The organism is Micromonospora sp. NPDC049081 (assembly GCF_040648835.1).
GTDB classification, from domain to species: domain Bacteria; phylum Actinomycetota; class Actinomycetes; order Mycobacteriales; family Micromonosporaceae; genus Micromonospora; species Micromonospora antibiotica.
Genome location: NZ_JBEZEK010000010.1, coordinates 155819 through 180571 on the forward strand (window position 1 = coordinate 155819; position 24753 = coordinate 180571).

Here is a 24753-nt window from a genome sequence, read left to right on the forward strand (position 1 = left end):
GCTGCGGCCTCGACCCTGGTCCACGCCCCCCGTCCGGGATCCGGCCCCCGGCCCAAGCTCCCTGGCCCGAGGTCCCGCCCTGCCGTCGGTGAGCGGCTGTCGCTGGCGATGCTGGGTCTAAATTCGGCGGCACCGTCCGTTTGGCGGGCAGCCGCCTTGATTACTCTCCGCATTTTCTGGCCGCTCTCCGCCTACCCTCATTCGCACACTTTGCTCTGCTGCCACCCGCGCGACGCTCGCCCTGGGTGCCTGTCGCGGATGGGGCAGCAGAGCAAAGCGTCGGTGGGGCAGTGGGGTGGGATGGAGAGGTGTTAGACGTTCTTGCTGTTCAGGGCGTTTTGATGGATCTTGGCGGGCGGTGGGGCCGTCCAGGCTTGCGTTACCCACGGTAATTGAGGTGATGAGGCGACCAGATAACCCAGAGTGATTGGAGGAGGTCTGTGGAGGGTGGGGGTTTTCCACAGGTCGCGGAGTTGTCCACAGGTGACGACGGCGGGGTTGCGGCAGGGCCTGGCCGGGCGCGACGGTGGCGCCATGACCGACCCCGCGCTGCCGCCCGAACCCGCTGCCCACCCCACCCCGGGCTCTGGTCCGGCTTCGGCGTCCCACCCCGCCCTGGGCTCCGCTCCGGCGCCGCCTGCTCCGGCGCCGCCTGCTCCGGCGCCGCCTGCTCCGGCGCCGCCTGTTCCGGCCCCGTCCGCCCCGGCTCTTGCAGCTCCGTCCGCCCCGGCTGCGGCCCCCTCTCCCGCTCCGGAGGGGAAAGGGGACGAGCCGCCGACCTTCCTCAGCAGGCCGTTCGACCTGCCCTGGCCGGCGGCGGGCATCGTGCGGGCGGTCCGGCGGCGTGCCGACGCGAGTCAACGGGAACTGGCCCGCTGGGCGGGGGTGCACCACGGCACGGTCGGGCGGATCGAGGCGGGTGCGCTCACCCCGAGCATCGCCCTGCTGCGCCGGATCATCGCGGCGGCCGGCTTCCGGCTGGCCGTGGTCGACGAGTTCGGCCGGGTGCTCACCCCGATGCGGGACCGCGACGACACCCGGGACGGTGCCGAGCGCCGCTACCCGTCGCACCTCGACACGATTCTCGACCCTGAACCGGGGGAGTGGTGGGCGGACGTCTACGGGCTCGCCCGACCGCCGGAGACGTTCCGCCGTAACCGGGCCGTCCGGGACGCGATGCGCCGCCGGAGCCAGTGGGAGGTGCGGGTGGCGAAGTACCGCAACGTGCCACCGCCGCCCCGCGTGGTGCGCCCGCAATGGTGACGGCCCGCCGATCCGGCGGGAAGCCGGACCGACGGGCCGTCGGAGGTGCGCAACCGTCAGTCGTCGTCGGTGATGGTGCCCGTCGCCAGCAGATCGGCGAACCGCAGGTTCAACGGGCCGGCCACCGCGAACGCGATCTTCTCGTCCGCCTCCCGCTTCCGGTCACCGCGGACGGTCACCGGGAACGCCAACGAGGTCTGCCCGGCGGGCAGGGTCCGGCAGCCGACGTACGGGGTGAAGTCCAGCACGACCGTCGCGGTCAGCCCCACCGTGGCGGCGCAGAGCGTGGTCGGCTGGGACAGCGGACGGGACACGGTGACCTGGAACGTCATCGTGCTGCCACCCTGGTCGCCCTCCACCACGGTGGCGTCGGCCACCCGCAGCGACGGCTGGCTGCGGAACCGGGCCACCTGCGGGTCGTGGTCGCTGGCCCCCCGGGTGCCGTCCCCGGTGAACTCCGCCGGCCAGTCCGCGTTGACGTGCGCCGCCCGGATCTGCACCAGGTCGGCGTGCAGCGCGTCGTTGACGAACAGGTTGTCCAACGTCTGCGCCGCCCCCTGGAAGCTGTACGAGTACGCCGCCGACGGCACGTCGGCCACCAGGTCGTCCCAGAGGTTGTGCAGGCCGGCCCGGTAGAGCGGCCCGAGCTGGTCCGACGGGGTCGGGTTCGCGCCGGTCGCGATCGGGTCGTCCGGGCGGGGGAAGACGTTCAGGTCCCCGCCGTACACCACCCGGGCGTCCGGGTCGGCGGCCTCGATCGCGGTGACGATCGCCGCGCCGTACGCGGCCTGCTCGGTGCGCTGCCCGACCCGGCTGTCCGGCCCGGACGAGTAGTGGTTGCTCAGCGCGTACAGCAGGTAGGACTCCGAGCCGCCGGGCGTCGACTTCACCACGAACTTGCCCAGCTGCGGGGCCCGGGTGAAGACGTTGTTGCCGTCCTTGCCCGTCGAGGTGTCGGTGTCGGCCGGCAGCACCGCGTTGAGCGCCTTCGGGTTCTGCACGTCCGCGTTGGACGCCAGCCCCGCCGACCGGTACTGCACCGTGGGCGCGGAACCCAGCAGCGGATCGGTGGCGCTCGCCCCGGCCAGCGACAACCGGTCCGTGCGGTACAGGAACGCCGAGGTGATGCCCCGGGCGTCCGCGCCGGTGCGGTCGTACGCCGCCGTGTAGGCGGGACCACCGGCGGCCCGGATCGCCAGCGCCAGATCCTGGAGGGTGTCCGGAGCGCCGTCGGCGTTGTCGGTGGTGCCGCAGACCAGGCTGCTGCCGGAGACCGAGCAGATGTCCTGGTCTTCGGCCTCCTGCACCAGGATCAGATCCGGGGCGTGCAGGTCGGTGCGGATCTGCGCGGCCAGCTCGGACAGGTGCTCCCGGTAGTCGGCCTCGCCCGCCGGCACGTAGTCGAACGGCGGGGACACCCCTGGGCAGCCCGCGTTGCCGGTGAAGTCGCAGCCGTCGAACGGGTCGTCGCGGAAGTCGTACAGGTTCTCCACGTTGTAGGTCGCCACCGCGACCTCCCGGGCCCGGTCCGCCGGGCGCGGCGGGTTGTTCGCCGCCGGGTCCACCCCGGCGGTCAGGGCCAGCGACTCCGGCTGCACGCTGAACTTGCTGAAGCCGTACGACACCGCACCGAACGCGTCGGCGGTGAGGGTGTCGAAGGTACGCGCGGGCGGGAGCAGCGCCGTCGAATCACCGGCGGTGGCCTTCACGCCGCCACCGCCGAGCAGGATGCGCTGCCCGTTGCCGTTGTCGAAGACCTGCCCCGGCACGTCGTCCAGCGGGTGGGCGTCCCGGAAGACCCGGCGGGCGTACGGGTCGGCCCGCGTCAGCAGCGGATCCGCCCGGTCCACCACCCACACCTCGGAGTCGGCGGTGGAGCCGAACACGTCCCGGGGGCCGGTGACGCCGGAGCCGCTGCGGACCCGCAGCCGGGCCCCCTCGTGCCGCTCCCAGAACCGGTCGGCCGCCGCCGCGTCGGCCGGCGGGACCGCGTCGTCCACCGTCACGGCGGTGTTCACGTCGAGTCCGGTGTCGAGCCGGCGGACCAGCGAGGCACCGGAGAGCTGGGTCTGGTCGAAATACTCCGACACCCGGCCGCGCAGCACCACCTCGTCGCCGACGGTCGGCGCGTAGCCGCCGATCAGCGTGGTGAACGCGCCCATGAAGACGAAGATCCCGTCCGAGCTGAGCGGGTCGCCGTCCTCGGTGCCGGTACGGCTCTGCAGGTAGAAGCCGTACTGGTCGGCACCGGCCGAGGTGCGGGTCAGCGACTTCTGGGTGATCACGCCCCGCACGTCGTACAGCAGCGGGCTGGTGCCGGTGCCGGTGGGCGGGGCGAGCGGCGACCGGTCGGTGCGCGGGTTCTCGTCGTCGCGGGTCGGGCCCTGCACCTGGCCCACCGACAGCACCCCGTTGGCCTGCACGGTGAGCGGGCAGCTGGCGGTGCCGCCGTCGGCGTCCGTCGCGGTCACGGTGACCGCGTAGGTGCCGGCGGGCAGGCCGGTGGCGGTGACCGTCGCGGTCGCCGTGCCCCCCGGCGCGGTCGCCGGGGTGAACGCGGTACGGCTGATCGAGCCGCCCGCCGGGGCCGGGGTGACCGCGGTGACCGCCAGGTCGACGACCGTGTCGTCCGGGTCGGTGCCGGTCACCTGCCGGGTGCCGGTCGCGCCGGCCTCGATGGTCAACGTCCCGCCGCAGGTCAGCACGGCCGGCTGGTCGACCGGGCCGCCACCGTCGAGGGTGTGCGCGCCCAGCCCGTCGAAGGTGTCGGTGGCGAACCCGGCCCACTGGGCGGCCGGGTCGAACGCGTCCGACGGGTCGGTGTCCCCGCTGGACACCGCCGGCAGCCGGCGCAGCGTGTTGTCGGCGGTGCTGGTCAGCCCGCTGCCCCACTCGCTGCCCGGGTCGACGCCCACCTGCCCGATCGCGTCGAGCACGACGGCACCCCGACGCAGCACGATCGCGTCGTCGCCGTTGAACAGGCTCGCGCCGGTGGTCTGGTCGGCCTGGGCGAGGATCGCCGGCCCGGCCGAGGCGGCGGCGAAGACGAAGACGTCCCCGGCGGCGACGGTACCGGTGAGGGCGATGGTGGTGGCCGTTGTGGACCCGTTGAAATAGAGCTGGAGCTGGTAGCCACCGGCGGTCAGGTCGACCGCCGCGCCGGTGCCGTTGTACAGCTCGATCGCCTTGTTGTTGGACGATCCTTCGACGTACTCGGAGATGAACAGGTCGGTGGGCGCGGCGGTGGCCGCGGTGGGCGCGACGCCGAGCACCGGTACGGCGACGACGGCGACGGTGGCGAGCGCGGCGAATCTGCGGCGCAGGCGCATGGGGCCTCCACGATGGGTGGACGGGAACCAACGCACGTTAAGGTGCGTCGCTGTCCGCCGTCCATCCCCCCGGGGGCGATGTGGTGAATTCGCGACAGTGCCGACCGACGCCCCCGATCGGACGCCGCCGGCAGCCCTGCTCAGCGTTGGGCGTCGAGCCGGTGCACCAGCTCGGCGACGTCCACGCTGTATTCGCACCAGTCCCGGTCGGGCTGGTAGCCCAACTCGGCGTTGACCTTGAGCATCGCCTCGTTGGCCTGGGCGTTCCAGGTCTGCACCTCGGTCAGCTCCGGCTCGGCGGACCGCAGCTCCAGCAGCATCCGCGCCTTGATCGCCCGGTCGATGCCGTAGCCCTGGTGGTCCCGCACCACGATGGTGTCGTACTGGTCGGCGCGGGTGGGGTGCTGGACCGGCACCACCACCTCGGTCAGGCCGGCCACCGTGCCGGTGCGCTCCTGGAGGGCCAGCACGATGTACGGCTTCATGCCCCGGCGGTGCAGCGTGTCGAGGCTGTCCCGCAGCCGCTGCGGATCGTACGAGCTGGGGCGCAGTTCGCCGTCGTCGACGTCGCGCACCTCGGCCTTGGCCCGCGCGTACGCCTCGATCAGGTCGTCGGACGGCCCACCCGGGTAGAACTCCAGGTGGTAACCCGGGTCGACGCCGGCCGCCATCTCGGTGAGCGCCGTCCAGTCGACCGTGCCCAGGTCGAGCACGCTGCGGGTCTCGACGTACTCGCGGGTGAAGCCCAGCGACGAGTAGAAGCCGATCGCTGGGGTGTCCCCGACGACCTCGACCCCGATCGACTGGAAGCCCTCCTGGTAGACCCGTCGGGCGGCGGTGCGCACCAACTCCCGGCCGAGCCCGCTGCGGCGCACCGCCGGGTGCACCAGGACCTCCATTACGCCGATGTCCCCGAGCAGCAGCACGTGCACGTGCCCGAGGATGGTGCCGTGGCCGCCCCCGGCCGGCGGATCGTCCTCCGCCACCCAGGAGATGCGTCGTTCGCCGGGCATCACCTCGGAGAGGTACTCCCGCAGGGAATCCTCCCGCCAGGGCGGGTCCTGCGGGAGATCGGCGGCGAGGACCGCGTTCAGCGTGTCCAGTACGGAGCCGATCTCGGCGGACGACGCGGTTCGGGGATCCCACTCGCGCACCATCACGCGTCTAGCTTGCCGTCAACGGCTCTTCGGGGGAAGTGTCCGGTCCGCCAATGTATGCGAACGATCACCTCACGTACGGCTTGCGCGCCCGTACTCGTGGGCCTTGTCGAAGACGTCCTGTGCGTACCGGCGGACGTCGTTGTAGGAGAGGATGGCCCCCCACCAGTCGCCGGGGATGGTCATGTTCCGGCCGCCCTGGCACAGGTAGTTGCCGGCGGCGAGCGCGGTGTCGTCCAGGTCGTGCGGGTCCTTGCGGCCGTCGTTGTCGGCGTCCGCCCCGACCTGCTCCCAGGTGGTGGGGATGAACTGCATCGGTCCGATCGCCCGGTCGTAGACGGTGTCCCGGTCGAACAGCCCGCCGTCGGTGTCCCGGATCAGGGACCGCCCGCCCTTGCCGTCGAGCGGATCACCGATGATCTCCGGTACGGCCCGGCCGTCCGGTCCGAGCGTCGCGCCGTTGGCCTGCCCGTGCCGGGACTCCACGTAGCCGATCGCGGCGAGTGTGGTCCAGCTCAGCCGGCAGCTCGGGTTCGTCCGGGCGAGCACCAGCTCGGCGTAGCCGTACGCCTGCATGGCGATCGGGGAGACGCCCACCTTGGTGCCGGTGACCCGGGCCCAGTCACCCAGCGCGTCGGCGGGCCGGCCGGCGGCGGTGGGGGCGACCGGTCCGGTCGGCGCGACCCCGCCCGGTGGGAAGCCGGTCGGCGGCAGGGAGGGGACGCCTCCGCCCGGGAGCACCGGGATCCCGGTGGTCGTGGCGACCGACGGCAACCCGGAGCCGGTGGTGGCGGGGTCGTCCACCGCCACCGGTCGGGGGGCCCGGACCGCGCCCGGCACCACCACCGCGCCGACGGCGGCGGTCGCCGCGACCAGCGCGAACAGGAACAGGGCGGGCAACGTCAGCCGGCCGCTGGGACGACGGGACCAGGCCCGGGTGGCCCGGGTCGCGGCCCCCACCGCCTGCCGTGGTGGCGGCAGGCGGACGGCGTGCGCGAACGGGATCCGCCGCCGCCGACCCGCCACCGCGCCGCCACCCGCCGGCGGCTGCGTACCCGGCGTGGCCTCGTCGTCCCCGTCGCCCTTCGCGGCTGACCCGCCCTCGTCACCGGGACCGGTCTTCGCGGCCGGCTCGGCGTCGGTCTTTACAGCTGGTTCGGCATCGGTCTTCGTGGCCGGTTCGGCGTCTTCGGCGTCGGTCTTTGCGGTCGGTTCGGGATCGGTCTTCGCGGCCGGTTCGGGTGTGCCGTCGGTGCCGGCCGTCGGGGCCGACTCCGACCCGGGCATCGTCGGCTGCGGTTCGGGCGTCGGCTCCGAACCGGGCGTCGTCGGCTCCGGCCGGACCTCGGGGGTCCGGGGTTGAGCGGCGGCGTCGGCCGTCGGGGAGACGGGGGCGGTAGGGGCCGGCGTGGACGAGGGGGCCCGGTGGGGTCGGCGGGGCCGGGGGATCCAGCCGCGCCGCGGAGCGGGGGGTACGTCCTCGGGTGGGGTCGCCGCCCGCAGGGGCCGTACCGTCGAATCTTCGCCGCTCACCACTGTTTGAGTATCACCCATGTCGGCCAGGGAGTCAGGTCCGGCCGTAGGGTGGGGGCATGCCCCGGTACGAGTTCCGCTGCCGCGCCTGCGGCGACACCTTCGAGGTCAACCGGCCGATGGCCGAGGCCGGTGCGCCGGCCGACTGCCCCCAGGGGCATGCCGACACGGTCAAGCTCCTGTCCACCGTGGCGGTCACCGGCCGTGGTGGCGTCTCCGGCGCCGGTGGCGCCCCTGCGGGTCCCGCCTCCGGTGGCGGTTGTTGCGGGGGCGGCTGCGGCTGCTGACCGGATCGTCCGGCGACCGGACCGGCTGGTGACCGGGTCGGAAACGACCCGATGTAACGGTGTGGCGCGTCGGTGCGCCAGGATCAGTGACCCCTTGGGTCCGATATCGCCCAACCGTTCTCACGATGCGTGACCGGTTGACCATAGGGCAGCATGAACCCCGACGTCAGGGCGGAGGTGCCACGAATGTCGCCACGGATCCACCTCCCGAGCGGTTGGGTGACCTTCGTGTTCACCGACATCGAGGGTTCCACCCGGCTGGCCCAACTGCTCGGGTCGGACTATCGCCCGGTGCTCTGGGAGCACCGTCGCCTGCTGCGTGACACGCTGGCCGAGACCGACGGCGCGGAGCTGCTGACCGAGGGGGACTCGTTCTTCCTGGCCTTCCCGGACGCGTCGGCGGCGCTGACCGCCTGCCTGACCGCGCAGCGGGCGTTGTCCACCCACGAGTGGCCCAACCCGGAGGCAGCCCCGAAGGTGCGGATGGGACTGCACACCGGCTACGCGGAACCCCGCGACGGCGAGTACGCCAGCCCCGAGGTGCACCGGGCCGCCCGGGTGGCCGCCGCCGCGCACGGTGGGCAGGTGCTCTGCTCGGCGTCGACCGCACGGCTGGCCGAACCGCTGCCCACCGGGGCCACCCTGATCGACCTGGGCCTGCACCGGCTCCGGGGCTTCGACGACCGGGAACGGCTGTTCCAACTCGTCGCGCCGGGGCTCGGGCGGCAGTTCCCCCGCCCGCGTACCGCCGAGGCGTTGGCGCACAACCTGCCCACCCAGGTCACCTCGTTCGTCGGCCGGGAGACCGAACGGGTCGAGCTGGATCTGCTGATCCGTCGGCACCGGCTGGTCACCGTGGTCGGTGCGGGTGGCGCCGGCAAGACCCGGCTCGCCGTCGAGGTGGCGTCCGGCCAGGTGGAGGCGTACCCGGACGGGGTGTGGTTCGTCGACATCGCCACGGTCACCGACCCGGGTCTGGTGGCGTTCGCGATCGCCGCCGTGCTCGGGGCCCGTCCGGAACCGGGCCGCCCGATCCTGGACACCCTGGTCGAGTACGCGGCCGTCCGGCGGATGCTGGTGGTCCTCGACACCTGCGACGCCCAGCCGGCGGCCTGTGCCGAGGTGATCTCCCGGCTGCTCGCCGGTGGCAGCGGACTGCGGGTGCTGGCCACCAGTCGGGAGGCGTTCGGCCTGCTCGGTGAGGTGGTGTGGCGGATTCCGCCGCTGGCGGTCGACCCGCAGCCGGGGCGTACCGAGAGCGACGCGGTGGCGTTGCTGCTGGACCGGACGGCGGCGGCCCGGGGCGGTCGCCCGCCGGAGTGGACGGAGGCCGCCGACCTGCGCCGGGTGGTGCAGCGGCTGGACGGGCTGCCATTGGCGATCGAGTTGGCCGCGGCCCGGCTGCGGGTGCTCTCCGCCGGTCAGTTGGCCGCCCGGCTGGACGACATGCTGGGCACCCTCGACGCCGGGCGGGACGCCCCGGAACCACCCGCCGAGCGGGGTTGGGCGGGCAACCAGCAGGACACCGTGGACCTGGTCGCAGCAGCCTCCGGGCAGACGCCGCCGAGCCCTGCGCACCGGGCGGTGCAGCGTTCCGCCACCGAGCGGCACCTCACCATGCAGGCGACGGTCACCTGGTCGTACCGGACGTTGGGGCCCCGGTCCGCCCGGTTGCTGCGCTGGTTGGCGGTCTTCGCCGGGCCGGTGGACCTGGCCACGGTGGAGTGGCTGCTCGCCGACGACCCGCTCGATCCGCTGTCGGTGCTGGTGGACAAGTCGATGGTGCTGGCCGAGCCGCACGCCTCCGGCAGCACCTACCGGATGCTCGACCCGATCCGGGCGTACGCGGCGCGTCGGCTGGTCGAGACCGGCGAGGAGCAGGCCGCCCGGGACCGGCATGTGGCCTGGGCCCAGCACGCGCTGCACCGGGCCCACCTCGGGGCGGACGGCCGCCCGGTCACCCTGTCGCTGTACGCGGTGGACCCGCTGGCCCGTGAGTTGCGGGCTGCGTTGCGTTGGTCGGCCACCGGGGGCAGTGCGCGGGCCGGGCTGCTGCTGGCCGGTGGGCTGGACCAGTGGTGGCGGGAGCGGGGGCTGTCCCGGGAGGCCCGGCTGTGGCTGTTCCGGCTGTACGGGCGGATCGCCGAGACCGGGGAGGCGATCCCCGAGGCGGAGCTGGCGGCGGCGTACCACCTGCACTCGCTGCACGCCGGTGCGGACGGCGAGTTCGCCGAGGAGCTGCGGTTCTCGCAGCGGGCGGAGGCGGCGGCCCGGCAGGCCGGTGACGCGGGGCTGCTGGCCCGGGTGCTCGCCGGGCGGGCCGCGCCGTTGGTCGACATGGGGCAGTTCGCCGAGGCGGAGCGGGTCTGCCGGGAGGTCATCGACTGGGCGGGCGAGTTGGAGGTCAGCGGGGACGCCCTGCTGGCCGTCTACAACCTGGCGGAGCTGCTGTGGCGGCGGGGTGCGTTGGCGGAGGCGGCGGAGCTGCTCGGGGCGGCCCGCCCGGCGGAGGCGGCCCGGCCGGTGGAGCGGGGCTACCGGTCGGTGGACATGCTGCTGGGCATGGTGGCGTTGGCCCGGCACGACTTGGTGGCCGCGCACGACCATCTGTTGGTGGCGCTGCGGGCCCGGATGGGGCACGGCTACCACGGGCGGGCCTGCGACACGGTGAACGCGGTGGCGGTGCGGTGTGCGCTGGGCGGGGAGCCGGTGACGGCGGCCCGGTTGTTCGGCGCGGCCCAGGCCACCCGGGCCCGGTTGCGGGGCACTCCGGGCATCTTCGCCACGTACTGGCAGGAGCGGCAGGTCGAGCTGCGGCGCACCCTCGGCGACGCGGCCTTCGACGCGGCCTACGGCGAGGGCGGCGAGTTGGGTCTGGAGGAGGCGGCGGCGTTGGCGTTCGCCGTGGAGCACCCGGATCTGGCGGCGGACTCGGTCCGGTTCCGGGCGACGGGTGTGGTGACGCCGCGACCGACCGGCACGGCCACCCCCCGACCGGCCGGCGCGGTCACCCCTCGACCGCTGGCCCGCCGCGATGCGGAACGTCGGGAGGAGTGGGCCTGACCCGCCGCGCCGTCCGACGGGCGCGGCGGCGATCCACGACGAGCCCGCCCGGCGGGTACGGGCTGCGGGGGACCCGGTGCGGCCTGCGGGTCCAGGCGTTCGGCGGACACGAGCGCGGCGTGGCAGACCGACCGGTGGGCGTGGGCGTCCGGCGGCGCTGCCCGCGCCGCCGGACGCCCGGCTGCCGGTGGGTCAGCCGCGTCGGGCGGCGGCCCGCTCGGCGTCGGCCTTCATCCGGGCGGCCCGGTCGAGGTCGGCCTGCGAGACGGCGGCGACCGAACCGAAGATGCTGACCGCCTGGTAGTACGTCCAGGCGAGGCTGGTGCAGGCCGGGCGGACGACGGAGTTGTAGGTGGCGCAGACCCGCTTGAGGTCCTCGTAAAAGGCGCTGTCCAGGCGGGCCTTGTTGGCGGAGAAGATCCCCATCGCCTTGTGGTTGCGGTAGCCGAAGTCGTGCCGGTAGCAGGAGAGGTTGAAGGTGAAGCCGAGCGGGTTGTCCGGGCTCGACGAGCAGTAGTCGGTGGACCAGTCGAAGCCGTAGTCCGCCCAGGCGGCCTGGTTGAGGCGGCCGGAGTTCCAGGCGTTGTAGCTGCTGGCGCTGGTCTGGGTCCAGCTGCTCAGCACGCTGAGCTTTTGCGAGGTGCTCACCGCGGCGGATGCGGGTGAGCCGACGCCGAGCACGCTGAGCAGGGCGAACGTGCCGGCGGCGAGGGCGGTGGCGAGACGACGGGACAAGTTTTCCTCCGCGGGATGGGCGGTACGGTGTGTCACCGGCTGGTCACCGGAGTTAGATCAGTCTCGATCAATGTCCCGTCGGTGGGGCGTGGCGGAGGCGACGTATTGGTGACATACGTCGAAACAGACGAATGCCCCGGATGCCGGAGCACCCGGGGCGTCCGAGGACGATCAGCGCACCACCCGCGCCGACGAGGCGGCACTCTCGTTCCACGACCGGTCCAGCGCGGTCACCTGGTAGGTGTACGCCCGACCCGGCTCAGCGGTGCCGTCCACCCAGGACTGCGGCTGCCCCGGGGCGGCCCGGACCGTGCCGACCAGGTGTGTCGCGTCGGCCCGTCCGCACCCCTCGACCGGGCCGGGCCCGTCGAAGCGGTAGACCGCGTACGACGTGGCGGTGCCGAGCGGGCCCGTCCCGTCGGCCGGCTGCCGCCAACGCAGACGTACCCCCTCGGTGGTCCGCTCGGCCCGGGTGAGTGCCGGACGCAGCAGCGGCTTCGCCGGCAGGTGCGCCATGGTCGGCACCAGCGCCGGACGGGAGTAGTGCGCGGCGGCGTAACTGCTCGTCGCGCCGAGCCGGTCGGCCCGCACCTGCACCGCCGAGAAGTGCACGTTGCCGAGCACCTCCGGGTAGGCCCGGTTCAGCGTCAGGTGGTCCGACAGTTCCTGCGGGTTCATCCAGTACGTGCCGTAGGCCGGGTCGCCGCTCTTGTAGTCCGCCTGGCCGATGTAGAGCTGCACCCGGGTGCCGCGTACCGTCTGCGCCCACCAGGGCACCAGTCGGGCGTAGTCGGCGGCCGGATACTGGCCGATGTACCAGTAGAGCTGCGGCACCACGTAGTCGATCCACTCCTGCTTGACCCACCTGCGGGTGTCGGCCGAGATGATGTCGTACGACTGGCTGCCGGTGGTGTCCGAGCCGTCCGGGTCGGCGCTGGCGTTGCGCCAGATGCCGAACGGGCTCACCCCGAACTTCACCCACGGCTTGACCGCCTTGACCCTGATCCCCATCTCCTGGATCAGCAGGTCGATGTTGTCCCGCCGCCAGGCCGCCCGGTCGGTGAACCCCCGGTGGTACGCGGCGAACGTCGCGTCGTCCGGTACCGGGTACGTGCCGCTCGGGTACGGGTAGAAGTAGTCGTCGAAGTGCACGCCGTCGATGTCGTACCGGCGGACCGCGTCGAGTATCGCGGTCTGGACGAACTCACGGACCTGCGGGACGCCCGGGTCGTAGTAGAGCCGGCTACCCGCGACGCCGGCCGGCGGGTAGGCGAAGGTCCACTTCGGATGCTGCCGGGCCGGATGGTCCGGGGCGAGCTGTCCCAGGTCGGCGCCCGCGCCCCCGGGTGCCGGCATGGAGATCCGGTACGGGTTGAACCAGGCGTGGAACTCCAGGTTCCGCAGGTGTGACTCGGCGACCAGGAAAGCCAGCGGATCCCAGCCCGGGTCCTGCCCCCGCACCCCGGTCAGGTACTCCGACCACGGCTCGTACGGCGACGGCCAGAACGCGTCGGCGGTCGGCCGGACCTGCACCACCACCGCGTTGTGGTGCAGTCGCTGCGCCAGGTCGAGCCAGCCCCGGTACTCCGCCTGCTGGGCGGCGATCCGGTCCGGGGCGGTACGGGAGGCCGCGCTCGGCCAGTCGATGTTCACCACCGACGAGATCCACATCGCCCGGAACTGCCGCTTCGGCACCGCCGGATCGACCACGCAGGCGTCACCCACCCCGCCCGTCGCGGCACCACCCCCGCTGCCCGCGCCACCCGCGCCGTCTCGGCCGGTGGCCGCCGCCGACCCGGTCCCCCCGAGCCCGCCGACCACCACCAGCACCAAGCCGACCGCACCGATCCCGAGCCTTCGCACCACGCTCTCCCTCCGCCGCTCCCGCCCGCCCGCACCCCACCCGCCGCCGCCGCTCCCTCCGCCTCCGGCGTCCCGCCCCTCGCCCCTTCCCCCTCCCCTCCGGCGTCCCGCCCGGGTGATCAAGAGGTTTACGTCAGTTGATCAAGAGGTTCGCGTCATCCGACGCGCTGGGATTGACGTAAACCTCTTGATCGCCGGGGACGGGTGGGTGAGGGGAGGAGGGGAGGGGCGGGAAGTGGCGGGGTGGGTTAAGGGATGGGAGGAAATTTTCATACTGGGGTGAGGGTGCAAGGCGTGGGGTCGGGTGGTGGTGACCGAAAGTGGTTAGCGGGGGACTGGGTGTAGATGTGGTGGGGTTGATTGGGGTGGGGTTGGGGTGGGTAGCAACGCGCGGCACCGGTCGTCAGCAGGGCGGTCGCGGTGGTGGGAGGGGTGAGTACGGTGTCTGTGCTGCGAACCAAACCGATCAAGGATGTGGTTGCCCAGGGCAACGCGGACGGCAGCGACGGCAGCCCCGGTCTCAAACGCCGGCTCGGTGCCCGCGACCTCACCGGCTTCGGCATCGGCATCGTGATCGGCACCGGCATCTTCACCCTCACCGGCATCGAGGCACGCGACAGCGCCGGGCCGGGCGTGGTGATCTCGTTCGCCATCGCCGGGGTGGTCGCCCTGCTGGCGGCCCTCTGCTACGCCGAGTTGGCGTCCAGCGTGCCGACCGCCGGCAGCGCGTACACCTACGCGTACGCCACGATGGGTGAGATCGTCGCGTGGATCATCGGGTGGGACCTGCTGTTGGAGTTCGCGCTCGGCGCGGCGGTGGTGGCCCGGGGCTGGTCCGGTTACCTGGCCGAGCTGTTCGGCCTGCCCAGCACCTGGTTCGCCGAAGAGGGCAGCGTGGTCAACCTCGGGGCGATCGGCATCGTGCTGCTGCTCGGTGTGGTCGCCGTCATCGGCATCCGCGAGTCCGCCCGGATCACCAACATCCTGGTGCTGGTGAAGGTCGCCATCTGCATCTTCGTCGTGGTCGCCGGGCTGTTCTTCGTCAAGGCCGCCAACCTCAGCCCGTTCATCCCGCCGGCCGAGCCGGCCGGTGCCGGTGACGACGGCATCAAGCAGCCGGTCGTGCAGGCGTTCTTCGGGCTGGAGCCGTCCGTCTTCGGTTTCGTCGGGGTGCTCAGCGCCGCCGCCGTGGTCTTCTTCGCGTACACCGGGTTCGAGGCGGTGGCGAACCTGGGTGAGGAGACCAGGCGGCCCAAGCGGGACCTGACCCTGGGGTTGTTCGGCACCCTGTTGATCTCCACCGCGCTCTACGTCGGCGTCTCGCTGGTCGTGGTCGGCATGGTGCCGTACGGCGAGATCGACCGGGGTGCCCCGATCGCCGCAGCCTTCAACGCGGTCGGTGCGAGCTGGGCCGGGGTGCTGGTCTCCATCGCGGCCGTGGCCGGCCTGACCAGCGTGATCCTGGTCGACCTGGTGGCCATGGGCCGGATCGGGTTCGCCATCTCCCGGGACGGGTTGATCCCGCCCGCCGTCGCCAAGATCCACCCGCGTTGGGGGACCCCGTACCGGATCTCCGCCGTGATGACGGTGGTGGTGGCGCTGCTCGCCGGGTTCCTGCCGCTGTCCGCGTTGGCCGACCTGGTCAGCATCGGCGCGCTCTGCGCCTTCATGATCGTCGCCATCGCGGTGCCGATCCTGCGCCGTAAGCGCCCCGACCTGGAGCGGCCGTTCCGGGTCCCGTTCTCCCCGGTGCTGCCGATCTTCACCGCGCTGGCCTGCCTGTACCTCACGCTCAACCTGTCGATCGAGACCTGGATCAGGTTCCTCATCTGGATGGCGCTCGGCGGGATCATCTACTTCGGCTACGGCTACCGCCGCAACCGGCTCGCCACCGGCGAAGCCGAGGACCGGGCCAAGGAGCGTGCCCCGGCCTGACGACCCGGGGGTGCCGGCCACCCCGGGCCGCCGGTCGGTCGTTCCGGTGGCCCGGGGTGGTCAGGGTCGGGGGGCGAAGCGCAGCAGGTTCCAGGAGATCGCCGGCAGGCGTACGGAGCAGCGGTCGCCGTCGACGGTGGCGGTGGGCAACTCCCGGGGCGTCACCCGGTCGGGCTCCGCCTCGGTGTTGACCGCGTCCGGGTCGTCCCCGGCGGCCAGGCTGAGGTGCTGCACCTGGTGCAGCCCGGACAGGCCCCGCAGGTCGATCTCCACCGGGAGGGCGTCGGTGCCCCGGTTGACCGCGAACACGGTCAGCCCGCCGGACTCCTCGTCGTGCAGCGCGACGGTGTCCAACACCGGCACGTCGCCGTACCGCTTCGTGGCGTAGTGCGGCGAGACCGGCTCGGTGCGCAGCACGGTGCCGGTGGCGTGGCGGGCGGTCAGGGCGAACGGGTGGAAGATGCTCTGCCGCCAGGCCGGCCCGCCGGTGCGGGTACGGATCGGGGCGATCACGTTGGCCAGCTGCGCCTGGGCGGCGACACCGACCCGGTCGGCGTGCCGGAGCAGGGTGATCAGCAGGTCGCCGACCACCACCGCGTCGACGGCCGTGTAGTCGTCCTCAAGCAGCGCGGGTGCCTCGACCCAGCCGCGCGCGTCCAGGTCGCCCTGGACGCGGGACTGGTACCAGACGTTCCACTCGTCGAAGGAGATCTTCAGCTTGCGGGTCTGGCGCAGCCGGGCGGCCACGTGGTCGGCGGTGGCGACGACCTCGGTGATGAACTGGTCCATGTCGACGGCGGAGGCGAGCAGGCTGGCCCGGTCGCCGTCGGTCGGGTCGTAGTAGGAGTGCGCGGAGATGTAGTCGACCTGCTCGTAGGTGTGTTCCAGCACGGTCGCCTCCCAGGAGGCGAAGGTGGGCATGCCCCGGCCGGAACTGCCGCAGGCGACCAGGCTGATCGAGGGGTCGATCAGCTTCATCGCCCGCGCGGTCTCGGCGGCGAGCCGGCCGTACTCCTCGGCGGTCTTGTGGCCGACCTGCCACGGGCCGTCCAGTTCGTTGCCGAGGCACCACAACCGCACGCCGTACGGCTGCTGCGCGCCGTGTGCGCGACGCAGGTCGGACAGCCGGGTGCCGCCCGGATGGTTGGCGTACTCCAGCAGGTCGCACGCCTCCTGGACGCCCCGGGTGCCGAGGTTGACCGCCATCATCGGCTCGACCTGCGCGGCGGTGGCCCAGGCCATGAACTCGTCGAGGCCGAACGCGTTGGTCTCGATGGTCTTCCAGGCCAGGTCCAGCCGGCGGGGGCGGTCGTCGACCGGGCCGACACCGTCCTCCCAGCGGTAGCCGGAGACGAAGTTGCCGCCGGGGTAGCGGACCATCGAGACGCCCAGTTCCCGGGTCAGCTCCAGCACGTCGCGGCGCAGGCCGAGCGGGTCGGCCCCGGGGTGCCCCGGCTCGTAGATGCCGCCGTAGACGCAGCGGCCCAGGTGTTCGACGAAGGAGCCGAAGAGCCGGCGGTCCACCGGGCCGACCGTGAAGGCCGGGTCGATCGTCAACCGTGCTGCACGCACGGGCCCACCTCTTCCCCTGAGCTGCTCGGAGCGACTACGGTCGATGCGCTGCTCCGCGTTTGTATACCGTTGTCGCCAACGTTGTAAAGGATCTCTCGCGCGATTCGGTCCGGTGGCGGACGCGGGAAGGAGCCCACGTGCGGCACCGACTGAAGGACGTGGCCGAACGGGCCGGGGTGTCGGTCAAGACCGTGTCGAACGTGGTCAACGGCTACCAGCACGTCCGCCCGGACACCCGGGCCAGGGTCGAGGCGGCCCTCGCCGAACTGCGCTACCGGCCCAACCTGTCGGCCCGCAACCTGCGCAAGGGCCGTACCGGCGTGATCGCCCTCGCCGTGCCGGAGCTGGACATCCCCTACTTCGCCGAGTTGGCCCGGCACGTGGTGGCCGCCGCCGCCGACCACGGCTGGACCGTGCTCATCGACCAGACCGGCGGTGGCCGGGAACGGGAACGGGTCGCCGCCGCCGGCATCGGCGACCACCTGATCGACGGTCTGATCTTCAGCCCGCTGTCGCTGACCGCCGACGACCTCACCGACCTCGACGGCGTACCGATGGTGCTGCTCGGCGAGCGGGTGGACCACGGCCCCGCCGACCACGTGGTGATCGACAACGTGACCGCCGCCCGGGAGGTGACCGCCCACCTGATCGGCCTCGGCCGCCACCGGATCGCCGCCGTGGGCGCGCAACCCACCCCCGAGGGGGCCGGTGCCCGCCTGCGGCTGGCCGGCTACACCGCCGCCCTGACCGAGGCCGGCATCGGGTACGACGAACGCCTCGTCGCCGCCACCCCGGCCTGGCGTCGCGCCGACGGCGCCGCCGCCCTGCGCCACCTGCTCGCCTCCGGAACCCGCCCGGACGCGGTGTTCTGCTTCAGCGACACCCTCGCCCTCGGCGCGCTGCGCGCCCTGCACGAGGCCGGCCTGCGGGTCCCCACCGACGTCGCCGTCGCCGGCTTCGACGACATCGAGGACGGGCGGTTCAGCGTCCCCACCCTGACCACTGTCGCCCCGGACAAGGAACGGATCGCCCGGCTCGCCGTGGACCTGCTCGCCGGCCGGCTGGGCGGGGACCGGGACGCGCCACCCCGGGAACTCACCGCCCCACACCGCCTGACCCCCCGGGAGAGCACCGCCTGACGCCCGCCCTGCCCGCTCGGCCGAACCTGCCCGCTCGGCCGAACCTGCCCGCTCGGCCGAACCTGCCGTTCGGGGCGGATCTGCTGTCCGGGCCGGGTCGGGTCGCTGGGCCGGAGCCGTGGCCCGGCCGGTCAGTCGAAGAAGCGGGCCAGGTGGGCCGGTGCCGGCGGTGGGGCGTCGACGGGCAGCGGGGTCAGATCGGCGAAGATGGACGCGCCGTCGCAGCCGGCGTGCAGCGGATGCCAGCGCGGGGTGCCCGGCGGGCGCTGACCGCAGACCCCCTTGATCGTCTGTACGTCCAACAGCCGGACGTGGGTCGGGTCCGCCACCGCGTTGACGTGCCCCCACCAGGGGCTCATCACGTGCAGCACGCCACCCGGGCGGAGCACCCGGTGGCACTCGTCCAGCAGCGGCAGGAAGTCGATCAGGTGCTCCAGGATGTGCACGGTGAAGATGACGTCGACGGAGTCGTCGGCCAGCGGCAGCGACCCGGACAGGTCCGCCACCGCGTCCACCCCGGGGGCCGGGAAGATGTCCAACCCCAGGTTCGTCGGGTACTGCTTCTGGCCGCCGCAGCCCAGGTCCACCACCACCGGGTCCCGGCCGTCGACCCGCACCCGCCCCCACACGCCGTACACCCCGGCCAGCCGGCCGACCAGCTCGCGGACCAGCCGCAACTGATCAGGTTCGGCCACCTCCCCGCTCAGGTGGGCGACCCCCCGGTCGAACCGCACCTCGACGCGGAGCCCACGTAACCGCTCGTCGTGGCGGGCCTGCTCGGCCCAGGCCGCTTCGAGGAACCCGTCGAGCGCCCGCAGCCGTTCGGCCGAGGGCGGTGCCTGCGCCAACGCGACCATGGCCACCTCCCGCCGGCCGTTACCCGCTCTCCGGCCCCGCACACCAGTCGCCGCCAACTCTCGCCGCTCTGCTGCCCACCACCGCTCTGCTGCCTGTCGCCGAGCCGGTGTCCGGGGCGGACCCCGCCGTGACCGTGACCGTCCAGCCGGGCGATGGCTCCGCGCGCGGAGCGCGTACCCGTGGGTCAGCCGCCGGTGCGGCGGGTGGGCCGGCCGACGGCCCGGATGCGCTGCCGGGGCGCACCGGCCGCCTTCGGCCGCTTGAGGTGATAGCGGTGCAGCTCGTTGTGGCCCTCCAGGGACGGGTCCTCGCTCATCCCGACAAGTTCCCAACCCTGGTCACCGGCCCGGTTCAGGTGCGCCAGCGCCGTGTCGCCGTAGGCGGTCACGTCGGTCATCGAGCCGTCCGGGCCGTACCAGACGAAGACGACCTCCCAGCTGAGGTCGGAGGCGGTCGGCTGGCGACGGCGCACCAGCAGCGCGTACTCCCATCTGAGCATGACCCATTGTCACCCGGCGGTCGTCGGGCGGCACGGATCAGTCCTCGGCGATCCGCCCGTCGGTGACCCGCAGCCGCCGGTCCACGCTGACCGCCTCCAACATCCGCCGGTCGTGGGTGACCAGCAGCAGCGTCCCCGGATAGCCGGCCAACGCCGACTCCAACTGCTCGATGGCCGGCAGGTCGAGATGGTTGGTCGGCTCGTCGAGCACCAGCAGGTTGACCCCCCGGCCCTGTAGCAGCGCCAGCGCCGCCCGGGTCCGCTCGCCCGGCGACAGCGTCGCCGCCGGCCGCAGCACGTGCGCGGCCCGCAGACCGAACTTGGCCAGCAGCGTCCGCGCATCCGCCGGCATCATCTCCGGTACGGCGGCCCCGAACGCCTCCAGTAGCGGCTGGTCGCCGAGGAACAGCCCCCGGGCCTGGTCGACCTCGCCGACCACCACCCCCGGCCCGAGCGCGGCGTGCCCGGCGTCGAGCGGCAGCCGACCCAGCAACGCGCCGAGCAGGGTGGTCTTGCCGGAACCGTTCGCCCCGGTGATCGCCACCCGGTCGGCCCAGTCGATCTGGAGGTTCACCGGCCCCAGGGTGAAGTCGCCCCGGCGGACCACCGCGTCGCGCAGCGAGGCCACCACCGCACCGGCCCGGGGCGCGGCGGCGATCTCCATCCGCAGCTCCCACTCCTTGCGGGGCTCCTCGACCACGTCGAGGCGTTCGATCAGCCGCTCGGTCTGCTTCGCCTTGGCCGCCTGCTTCTCCGTCGCCTCGGCCCGGAACTTCCGGCCGATCTTGTCGTTGTCGGTGGCCTTGCGGCGGGCGTTCTTCACACCCTTCTCCATCCAGGCCCGCTGGGTGCGGGCACGGGCCTCCAACGCGGCCCGGGTGTCGGCGTACTCCTCGAAGTCGGCGCGGGCGTGCCGGCGGGCCACCTCCCGCTCCTCCAGGTAGGCGCCGTAGCCGCCGCCGTAGTGCCGCACCTGCTGCTGCACGAGGTCCAGCTCCAGCACCCGGGTCACCGTCCGGGTCAGGAACTCCCGGTCGTGGCTGACCAGCACCGTGCCGGCGCGCAGGCCGGTGACGAACCGTTCCAGCCGGTCCAGACCGGCCAGGTCCAGGTCGTTGGTGGGCTCGTCGAGCAGGAAGACGTCGTACCGGCTGAGCAGCAGCGAGGCCAGCCCGGCGCGGGCCGCCTGACCACCGGACAGGCCGGTCATCGGGTGGTCCAGGTCGACCGTCAGCCCCAACTCCGCGGCCACCTGCTCGGCGCGTTCCTCCAGGTCCGCCCCGCCGAGGTCGAGCCACCGCTCCAACGCCGCGGCGTACGCGTCGTCCGCCCCGGCCGTGCCTGCGGTGAGCGCCTCGGCGGCGGCGTCCAGGGCCGCCTGCGCCCCGGTCACCCCGGTCCGTCGGGCCAGGAAGTCGCGGACCGTCTCGCCCGCCCGCCGTTCCGGCTCCTGCGGCAGATAACCCACCGCGGCCCCCGGCGGGCTCACCGAGACGTTGCCCTCCTCCACACCCTGCAACCCGGCCAGCGTACGCAGCAGCGTCGACTTGCCCGCCCCGTTGACCCCGACCAGCCCCACCACGTCCCCGGGTGCGACCACCAGATCAAGGTCACTGAAGAGCATCCGCTCCCCGTGCCCGGCGGCAAGTCCTTTGGCGATCATCGTGGCGCTCATGAGGCCCCGAGCCTATCGCCCGCCGCTCCCGCCGCTCCCGCCGTTCCCGCCGCTCGTCACCACCGTCATCGGGTCTCCCGGGCCGGTGGTCGGGGTCGGGGCTGGGTCGGTGGTCGGGGGCGGGCTGTCGGCGCCGGTCGGCAAAAGGTGGGGGAGGGGCGGGAGGAACGGGGCGGGTGGGGCAAGGTGAGGGGGTGGGATTGACGCTGGCGGTCGACTGCGGTGGCGGAGGCATCAAGGGATCGGTGCTGGACGGGGGTGGCAACCTGCGGGCACCGGTGATCCGGGTGGACACCCCGTACCCGTTGCCGCCGGAGCTGTTCGTCAAGACGCTGCTGGAGCTGGCCGGCCGGCTGCCCCCGGCGGACCGGGTCACGGTGGGGATGCCGGGCATGATCCGGCACGGGGTCGTGGTGGCCACGCCGCACTACGTGACCCGGTCCGGGCCGCGCAGCCGCGTCGACCCCGACCTGCTCGCCGAGTGGTCCGGGTACGACGCCCGCCGGGCCGTCACCGAGGCGTTCGGGATGCCGGCGCTGGTGCTCAACGACGCCGAGGTGCACGGTGCCGGGGTGGTCGCCGGCACCGGCTGCGAACTGGTGCTGACCCTCGGCACCGGGCTGGGCAGCGCGCTCTTCGACGGTGGGCGGCTCGCCCCGCACCTGGAGCTGTCGCACGCCCCGGTCCGCTGGGGCACCACCTACGACACGTACGTGGGGGAGCCGGAGCGGCGGCGGCTCGGCGACGCCTTCTGGTCCCGACGGATCCGGCAGGTGGTGGACGGGCTGCGGCCGGTGTTCCGCTGGGACCGGCTCTATCTCGGCGGCGGCAACTCGCGGCTGATCCGCCCCGAACAGGTGGCCCGGATGGGCGACGACGTGGTGATCGTGCCCAACACGGCCGGAATCGTCGGCGGTGTCCGGGCCTGGCAGTTGACCGGCGAACGGGACGCCCCGGCCTCCTGAGCCACAAGTCGACCCCCAGGAACACTCGCGGTGCGCCCGGTGTTGTGCCAGCGTCGGAGCAATGGCGACGTGACGCGAGGGGGTGGGTCGGGATGGATCTTCTGGCGGAGTACCGACGGGCGACCATGTACTTCGAGATGGGTGACCCGAGCGGAGCGGTCCGGCTGCTGGAGCCGATCGTGGCGGCCGAGCCCGGCAACTCCTCCGTGCGTCAGCTGCTGGCCCGGGCGTACTTCCAGACCGCCCAGCTCGGCCGCGCCGAGGAGCAGTTGCGGGAGCTGGTCGACCGGGACCCCAGCGACCACTACGCCCACCACGTGCTGGGCCGGACGCTGGAGCGGCTCAACCGCTACCCGGACGCGCTGCGTCACCTGCGTATCGCGGCGGCCATGCACTCGACCAACGACGACTACGTGACCGCGCTGCGCCGGGTGGAGAGCCGGGTCGGCAACGGTCGCTGAGTCCTGGCCACGCCGCACCGGGGGCGGGGTTCCTACCCTTCTCCCGGCCCGGTTCCGCGTCTGGTCCAGGCCAGGAAGCGGTCGAACAGCTCCGCCGGGGTCGGTACGGCGTTCGGGTTGAGGGTGACCAGGTCGCCGGTGGCGTCGAACAGCATCCCGGCCATGTGGACGGACAGCCCGACCCGGTCCCGCCGGTATTCGAGGAGCAGCAGCAGCCGGGCGGGCTGACACGGCCAAGGGGCGGCGCACACCCGGCACAACCAGAGCGGTCGCATCGGTACGTGCGCCCGTACGGCCCCGCCTGGGCGGGCATGCACCTGGGAAACGTTCAGCGGTTTCACCGTCTCAGGGTGGTCGCTACGCTACCTACTAGTCAAGGCCCTAGTTGGGTGTTGCCCAACTAGGGCCTTGCCCAGTGGGGAGGTGTCTAGCCTCGCGTTCATGGGCCGGCATCTCATGGGCGCGTACGAGATCCGGATGCGGCTGGGCGTGAGCAGGCAACGCGTCGAGCAGTTGATGAAGCGCCCCGACTGGCCGAAGCCCTACGAGTCGCTCGCCACCGGTCGGATCTGGCGTACCGAGGACATCGAGGCCTGGATCCGTGAGCACCGGCCGAACCTGCCCGACGAAGCCTGAGCCTCGCCCCGACGCCTGTCGGCCTACGATGGGCCTGCCATGGCGGCTGCGCAGGTGGGGGAGGCGGGATGAAGCTCAAGCTGGACCTGCACGACATCTTCAATAAGGGCCACGACATCGACCGCGCCCTGCGCGGGATCATGGACGAGGCGGTGGCGAAGAAGGCCACCCTGGTCGAGATCATCCCTGGCAAGGGCTCCGGCCAGCTCAAGAAGAAGGTGCTGCGCTTCCTCGATCAGAAGGACGTGAAGCAGCTCTACCACCGGGTCGAGAAGGACTCCAAGAACTTCGGCCGCCTCTTCGTCCATTTCCGCTGGAAGTAGCGTGCCCTAGAAGGACCGGTACACCTCTCTGCGGTGGGCGATTCGTACGACTGCTATCAAAACCTGGTCGTCCAGGATCAGGTAGACGATCCGGAAATCGCTGACCCGGATTCGCCACTTGGTATCGCCACCGGACAGCTTCACGCAACCAGCGGGCCGAGGGTCCACTGCCAGCTGATCGATCGCGGCGCCGATGCGGACCTGGGTGGGGCGATCGAGCTTGGCCAGTTCGCGCGCCGCAGCATTGGTGAGCTCGATCTTCCATGTCACAGGTCGAGTTCCCGCCTGACCGCGCTCCACGGCTGCGTCGACTCACCAGCACGCATCGACGCCAGTGCGTCGTCGCAGGCCTGGGCGTCCTCCTCGTCGATCACCTGTTCCAGGATCTCGTCGAGCCGCGCAAGCTCCTCACGAGCCGAGGCGCGCAGAGCGGGTGTCCGGTTCGGGTTTCTGGCCACCGCTCCCAGATACTGTCTGATCTTCTCAAGACCCTGCGGATCGAGGGCCGTCGGTGGCCCCATCGCCGCCACCCGCTGCCCCTGACGAGTCAGGTAGACGACGTTGCCATGCTCAGCCGCCTCGACGGCCTCGGACGGCGGACCGGCATGAGGCGGAACCTCATACTCGAACGCGTGTGCGGCGGTCATGGAGGTCATGGTAACGCTGGACTGCCCCGGAGCTGGACAACCAGCTGAGGCGGTGTCGGCTGGAATCCGTCAGAGGGTTGAGTCAGCCCAGCCGGGTGACCCGCTCCTACATCCTCACTGTCAGAGGTCCAGGACGGCGACCGTCTCCCCCTCGCTCTGCTCGCCGGTCGGCCGGAAGCCCAGCTTCAGATAGAAGCCCTCCGCCCCGCCCTCGCGGGGCACCCAGGTGACGTACGCCCGGTTGCCGCCGCGGGCGCGGATCTCCCCGCACACCGCCTCGACGGCGAACCGCCCGTAACCCTTCCCCTGGTCGTCGGCGGCGATGTTGAGTTTCCAGAGACCGGACCGGACGTCATCGGGATTGTCGCCCCACGCGTAGTCGAGGAAGGCCATCAGGAAGCCGACCAGCCGGTCGCCGTCGAAGATCAGCCTCGGCCAGGCGATGTCCGGGAAGACGTACGCCTCGGCGAGTGACTTGACCACCGGTCCGACCAGATCCTCCTGATCGGGGCGCACCGACAGCTTGAGCGCTGCCTCGTAGTTCTCCGGGGTGACCTTCTCCAGCCGCATCCTGCGGACCGTAGTCCGCCCCGCCGGTCCAGGCGACCCATTATCTGCGGTCATCGGTAATCGGCTGCCTTCGCCCACGTCGTCAGAGCGGATAGGTGCGGGCAACCACACGCATCGCCGAGTTGTGACTTCACCACCCCTAGGTTGTCGCCGAGACCCCGAAGCAGGAGTTCGGGAGTGATAGATGCGAGAGGGTGAAGCCAGGGATTCCCGAATTGCTTGGACTATGCGCCCCTCGTGATG

Annotated in this window: 22 protein-coding genes; 9 read left to right on the forward strand and 13 right to left on the reverse strand. The window is 72.5% G+C overall.

The window, feature by feature from the left end:
- Positions 1 to 825 precede the first annotated feature (825 nt).
- A complete protein-coding gene (locus AB0B63_RS17135) occupies positions 826 to 1263 on the forward strand; it encodes a helix-turn-helix transcriptional regulator (protein WP_307799405.1) in 438 nt (145 codons plus the stop codon).
- Positions 1264 to 1319: 56 nt separating this feature from the next.
- On the opposite strand, the gene AB0B63_RS17140 is transcribed toward AB0B63_RS17135, so the two are convergent.
- The 3 genes from AB0B63_RS17140 to AB0B63_RS17150 all read right to left on the reverse strand — a co-directional run bounded on the left by AB0B63_RS17140 (position 1320) and on the right by AB0B63_RS17150 (position 7303).
- Entirely contained in the window at positions 1320 to 4592 is a 3273-nt protein-coding gene (locus tag AB0B63_RS17140) for a lamin tail domain-containing protein (RefSeq protein ID WP_357019459.1), read from the reverse strand.
- 140 nt (positions 4593 to 4732) lie between these two features.
- The gene (locus AB0B63_RS17145; protein ID WP_357019610.1) at positions 4733 to 5749 is read right to left on the reverse strand and encodes a GNAT family N-acetyltransferase; all 1017 of its coding nucleotides are present in this window, start codon (positions 5747 to 5749) and stop codon (positions 4733 to 4735) included.
- Positions 5750 to 5821: 72 nt separating this feature from the next.
- Entirely contained in the window at positions 5822 to 7303 is a 1482-nt protein-coding gene (locus AB0B63_RS17150) for a lytic murein transglycosylase (RefSeq protein WP_357019462.1), read from the reverse strand.
- Between the two features lie 38 nt (positions 7304 to 7341).
- On the opposite strand from AB0B63_RS17150, the gene AB0B63_RS17155 reads away from it, so the two are divergent.
- Together AB0B63_RS17155 and AB0B63_RS17160 are read left to right on the forward strand one after the other, a co-directional pair.
- Positions 7342 to 7569, forward strand: a complete 228-nt coding sequence (locus AB0B63_RS17155; RefSeq protein ID WP_357019465.1) for a zinc ribbon domain-containing protein — start codon at positions 7342 to 7344, stop codon at positions 7567 to 7569.
- A 186-nt stretch (positions 7570 to 7755) separates the two neighbouring features.
- Complete coding sequence (locus AB0B63_RS17160; protein ID WP_357019468.1) at positions 7756 to 10632, forward strand: adenylate/guanylate cyclase domain-containing protein; 2877 nt, start codon at positions 7756 to 7758, stop codon at positions 10630 to 10632.
- Positions 10633 to 10824: 192 nt separating this feature from the next.
- Here the strand turns inward: AB0B63_RS17160 and AB0B63_RS17165 are convergent, their stop codons facing one another.
- Positions 10825 to 11367 (reverse strand): phospholipase, encoded by a 543-nt coding sequence (locus AB0B63_RS17165; RefSeq protein WP_208568298.1) that lies wholly within the window; start codon positions 11365 to 11367, stop codon positions 10825 to 10827.
- Positions 11368 to 11538: 171 nt separating this feature from the next.
- A complete protein-coding gene (locus AB0B63_RS17170; protein WP_357019472.1) occupies positions 11539 to 13230 on the reverse strand; it encodes a family 10 glycosylhydrolase in 1692 nt (563 codons plus the stop codon).
- 441 nt (positions 13231 to 13671) lie between these two features.
- On the opposite strand from AB0B63_RS17170, the gene AB0B63_RS17175 reads away from it, so the two are divergent.
- Positions 13672 to 15165 (forward strand): amino acid permease, encoded by a 1494-nt coding sequence (locus AB0B63_RS17175; RefSeq protein ID WP_208568296.1) that lies wholly within the window; start codon positions 13672 to 13674, stop codon positions 15163 to 15165.
- Positions 15166 to 15225: 60 nt separating this feature from the next.
- Here the strand turns inward: AB0B63_RS17175 and AB0B63_RS17180 are convergent, their stop codons facing one another.
- The gene (locus tag AB0B63_RS17180; protein WP_357019475.1) at positions 15226 to 16737 is read right to left on the reverse strand and encodes an alpha-N-arabinofuranosidase; all 1512 of its coding nucleotides are present in this window, start codon (positions 16735 to 16737) and stop codon (positions 15226 to 15228) included.
- A 137-nt stretch (positions 16738 to 16874) separates the two neighbouring features.
- On the opposite strand from AB0B63_RS17180, the gene AB0B63_RS17185 reads away from it, so the two are divergent.
- A complete protein-coding gene (locus AB0B63_RS17185) occupies positions 16875 to 17876 on the forward strand; it encodes a LacI family DNA-binding transcriptional regulator (RefSeq protein ID WP_357019479.1) in 1002 nt (333 codons plus the stop codon).
- Positions 17877 to 18007: 131 nt separating this feature from the next.
- On the opposite strand, the gene AB0B63_RS17190 is transcribed toward AB0B63_RS17185, so the two are convergent.
- The 3 genes from AB0B63_RS17190 to AB0B63_RS17200 all read right to left on the reverse strand — a co-directional run bounded on the left by AB0B63_RS17190 (position 18008) and on the right by AB0B63_RS17200 (position 20908).
- Positions 18008 to 18733: a methyltransferase domain-containing protein gene (locus tag AB0B63_RS17190; protein WP_208568293.1), complete on the reverse strand. Its 726-nt coding sequence runs from the start codon at positions 18731 to 18733 to the stop codon at positions 18008 to 18010.
- Between the two features lie 185 nt (positions 18734 to 18918).
- Positions 18919 to 19233, reverse strand: a complete 315-nt coding sequence (locus AB0B63_RS17195; protein ID WP_208568292.1) for a hypothetical protein — start codon at positions 19231 to 19233, stop codon at positions 18919 to 18921.
- A 37-nt stretch (positions 19234 to 19270) separates the two neighbouring features.
- Positions 19271 to 20908 (reverse strand): ABC-F family ATP-binding cassette domain-containing protein, encoded by a 1638-nt coding sequence (locus AB0B63_RS17200; RefSeq protein WP_357019484.1) that lies wholly within the window; start codon positions 20906 to 20908, stop codon positions 19271 to 19273.
- A gap of 194 nt (positions 20909 to 21102) precedes the next feature.
- Here AB0B63_RS17200 and AB0B63_RS17205 point away from each other — a divergent pair, with 194 nt between their 5' ends.
- Together AB0B63_RS17205 and AB0B63_RS17210 are read left to right on the forward strand one after the other, a co-directional pair.
- The gene (locus AB0B63_RS17205; RefSeq protein ID WP_357019487.1) at positions 21103 to 21873 is read left to right on the forward strand and encodes an ROK family protein; all 771 of its coding nucleotides are present in this window, start codon (positions 21103 to 21105) and stop codon (positions 21871 to 21873) included.
- A gap of 92 nt (positions 21874 to 21965) precedes the next feature.
- The gene (locus AB0B63_RS17210) at positions 21966 to 22334 is read left to right on the forward strand and encodes a tetratricopeptide repeat protein (RefSeq protein WP_088644718.1); all 369 of its coding nucleotides are present in this window, start codon (positions 21966 to 21968) and stop codon (positions 22332 to 22334) included.
- Between the two features lie 32 nt (positions 22335 to 22366).
- Here the strand turns inward: AB0B63_RS17210 and AB0B63_RS17215 are convergent, their stop codons facing one another.
- Entirely contained in the window at positions 22367 to 22585 is a 219-nt protein-coding gene (locus AB0B63_RS17215) for a hypothetical protein (RefSeq protein WP_357019489.1), read from the reverse strand.
- Positions 22586 to 22775: 190 nt separating this feature from the next.
- On the opposite strand from AB0B63_RS17215, the gene AB0B63_RS17220 reads away from it, so the two are divergent.
- Both AB0B63_RS17220 and AB0B63_RS17225 read left to right on the forward strand, forming a co-directional pair.
- Positions 22776 to 22970 (forward strand): regulator, encoded by a 195-nt coding sequence (locus tag AB0B63_RS17220; protein ID WP_067315487.1) that lies wholly within the window; start codon positions 22776 to 22778, stop codon positions 22968 to 22970.
- 68 nt (positions 22971 to 23038) lie between these two features.
- Positions 23039 to 23293: a Smr/MutS family protein gene (locus tag AB0B63_RS17225; protein ID WP_067315484.1), complete on the forward strand. Its 255-nt coding sequence runs from the start codon at positions 23039 to 23041 to the stop codon at positions 23291 to 23293.
- 6 nt (positions 23294 to 23299) lie between these two features.
- Here the strand turns inward: AB0B63_RS17225 and AB0B63_RS17230 are convergent, their stop codons facing one another.
- The 3 genes from AB0B63_RS17230 to AB0B63_RS17240 all read right to left on the reverse strand — a co-directional run bounded on the left by AB0B63_RS17230 (position 23300) and on the right by AB0B63_RS17240 (position 24510).
- The gene (locus tag AB0B63_RS17230) at positions 23300 to 23563 is read right to left on the reverse strand and encodes a type II toxin-antitoxin system RelE/ParE family toxin (protein WP_208568288.1); all 264 of its coding nucleotides are present in this window, start codon (positions 23561 to 23563) and stop codon (positions 23300 to 23302) included.
- Positions 23560 to 23940 carry a hypothetical protein gene (locus AB0B63_RS17235; protein WP_208568287.1) on the reverse strand — a complete coding sequence of 127 codons (381 nt, stop codon included), beginning with the start codon at positions 23938 to 23940 and terminating at the stop codon, positions 23560 to 23562. The genes AB0B63_RS17230 and AB0B63_RS17235 overlap by 4 nt, the downstream gene beginning before the upstream one ends.
- A 120-nt stretch (positions 23941 to 24060) precedes the next feature.
- The gene (locus tag AB0B63_RS17240) at positions 24061 to 24510 is read right to left on the reverse strand and encodes a GNAT family N-acetyltransferase (RefSeq protein ID WP_357019495.1); all 450 of its coding nucleotides are present in this window, start codon (positions 24508 to 24510) and stop codon (positions 24061 to 24063) included.
- Positions 24511 to 24753 lie beyond the last annotated feature (243 nt).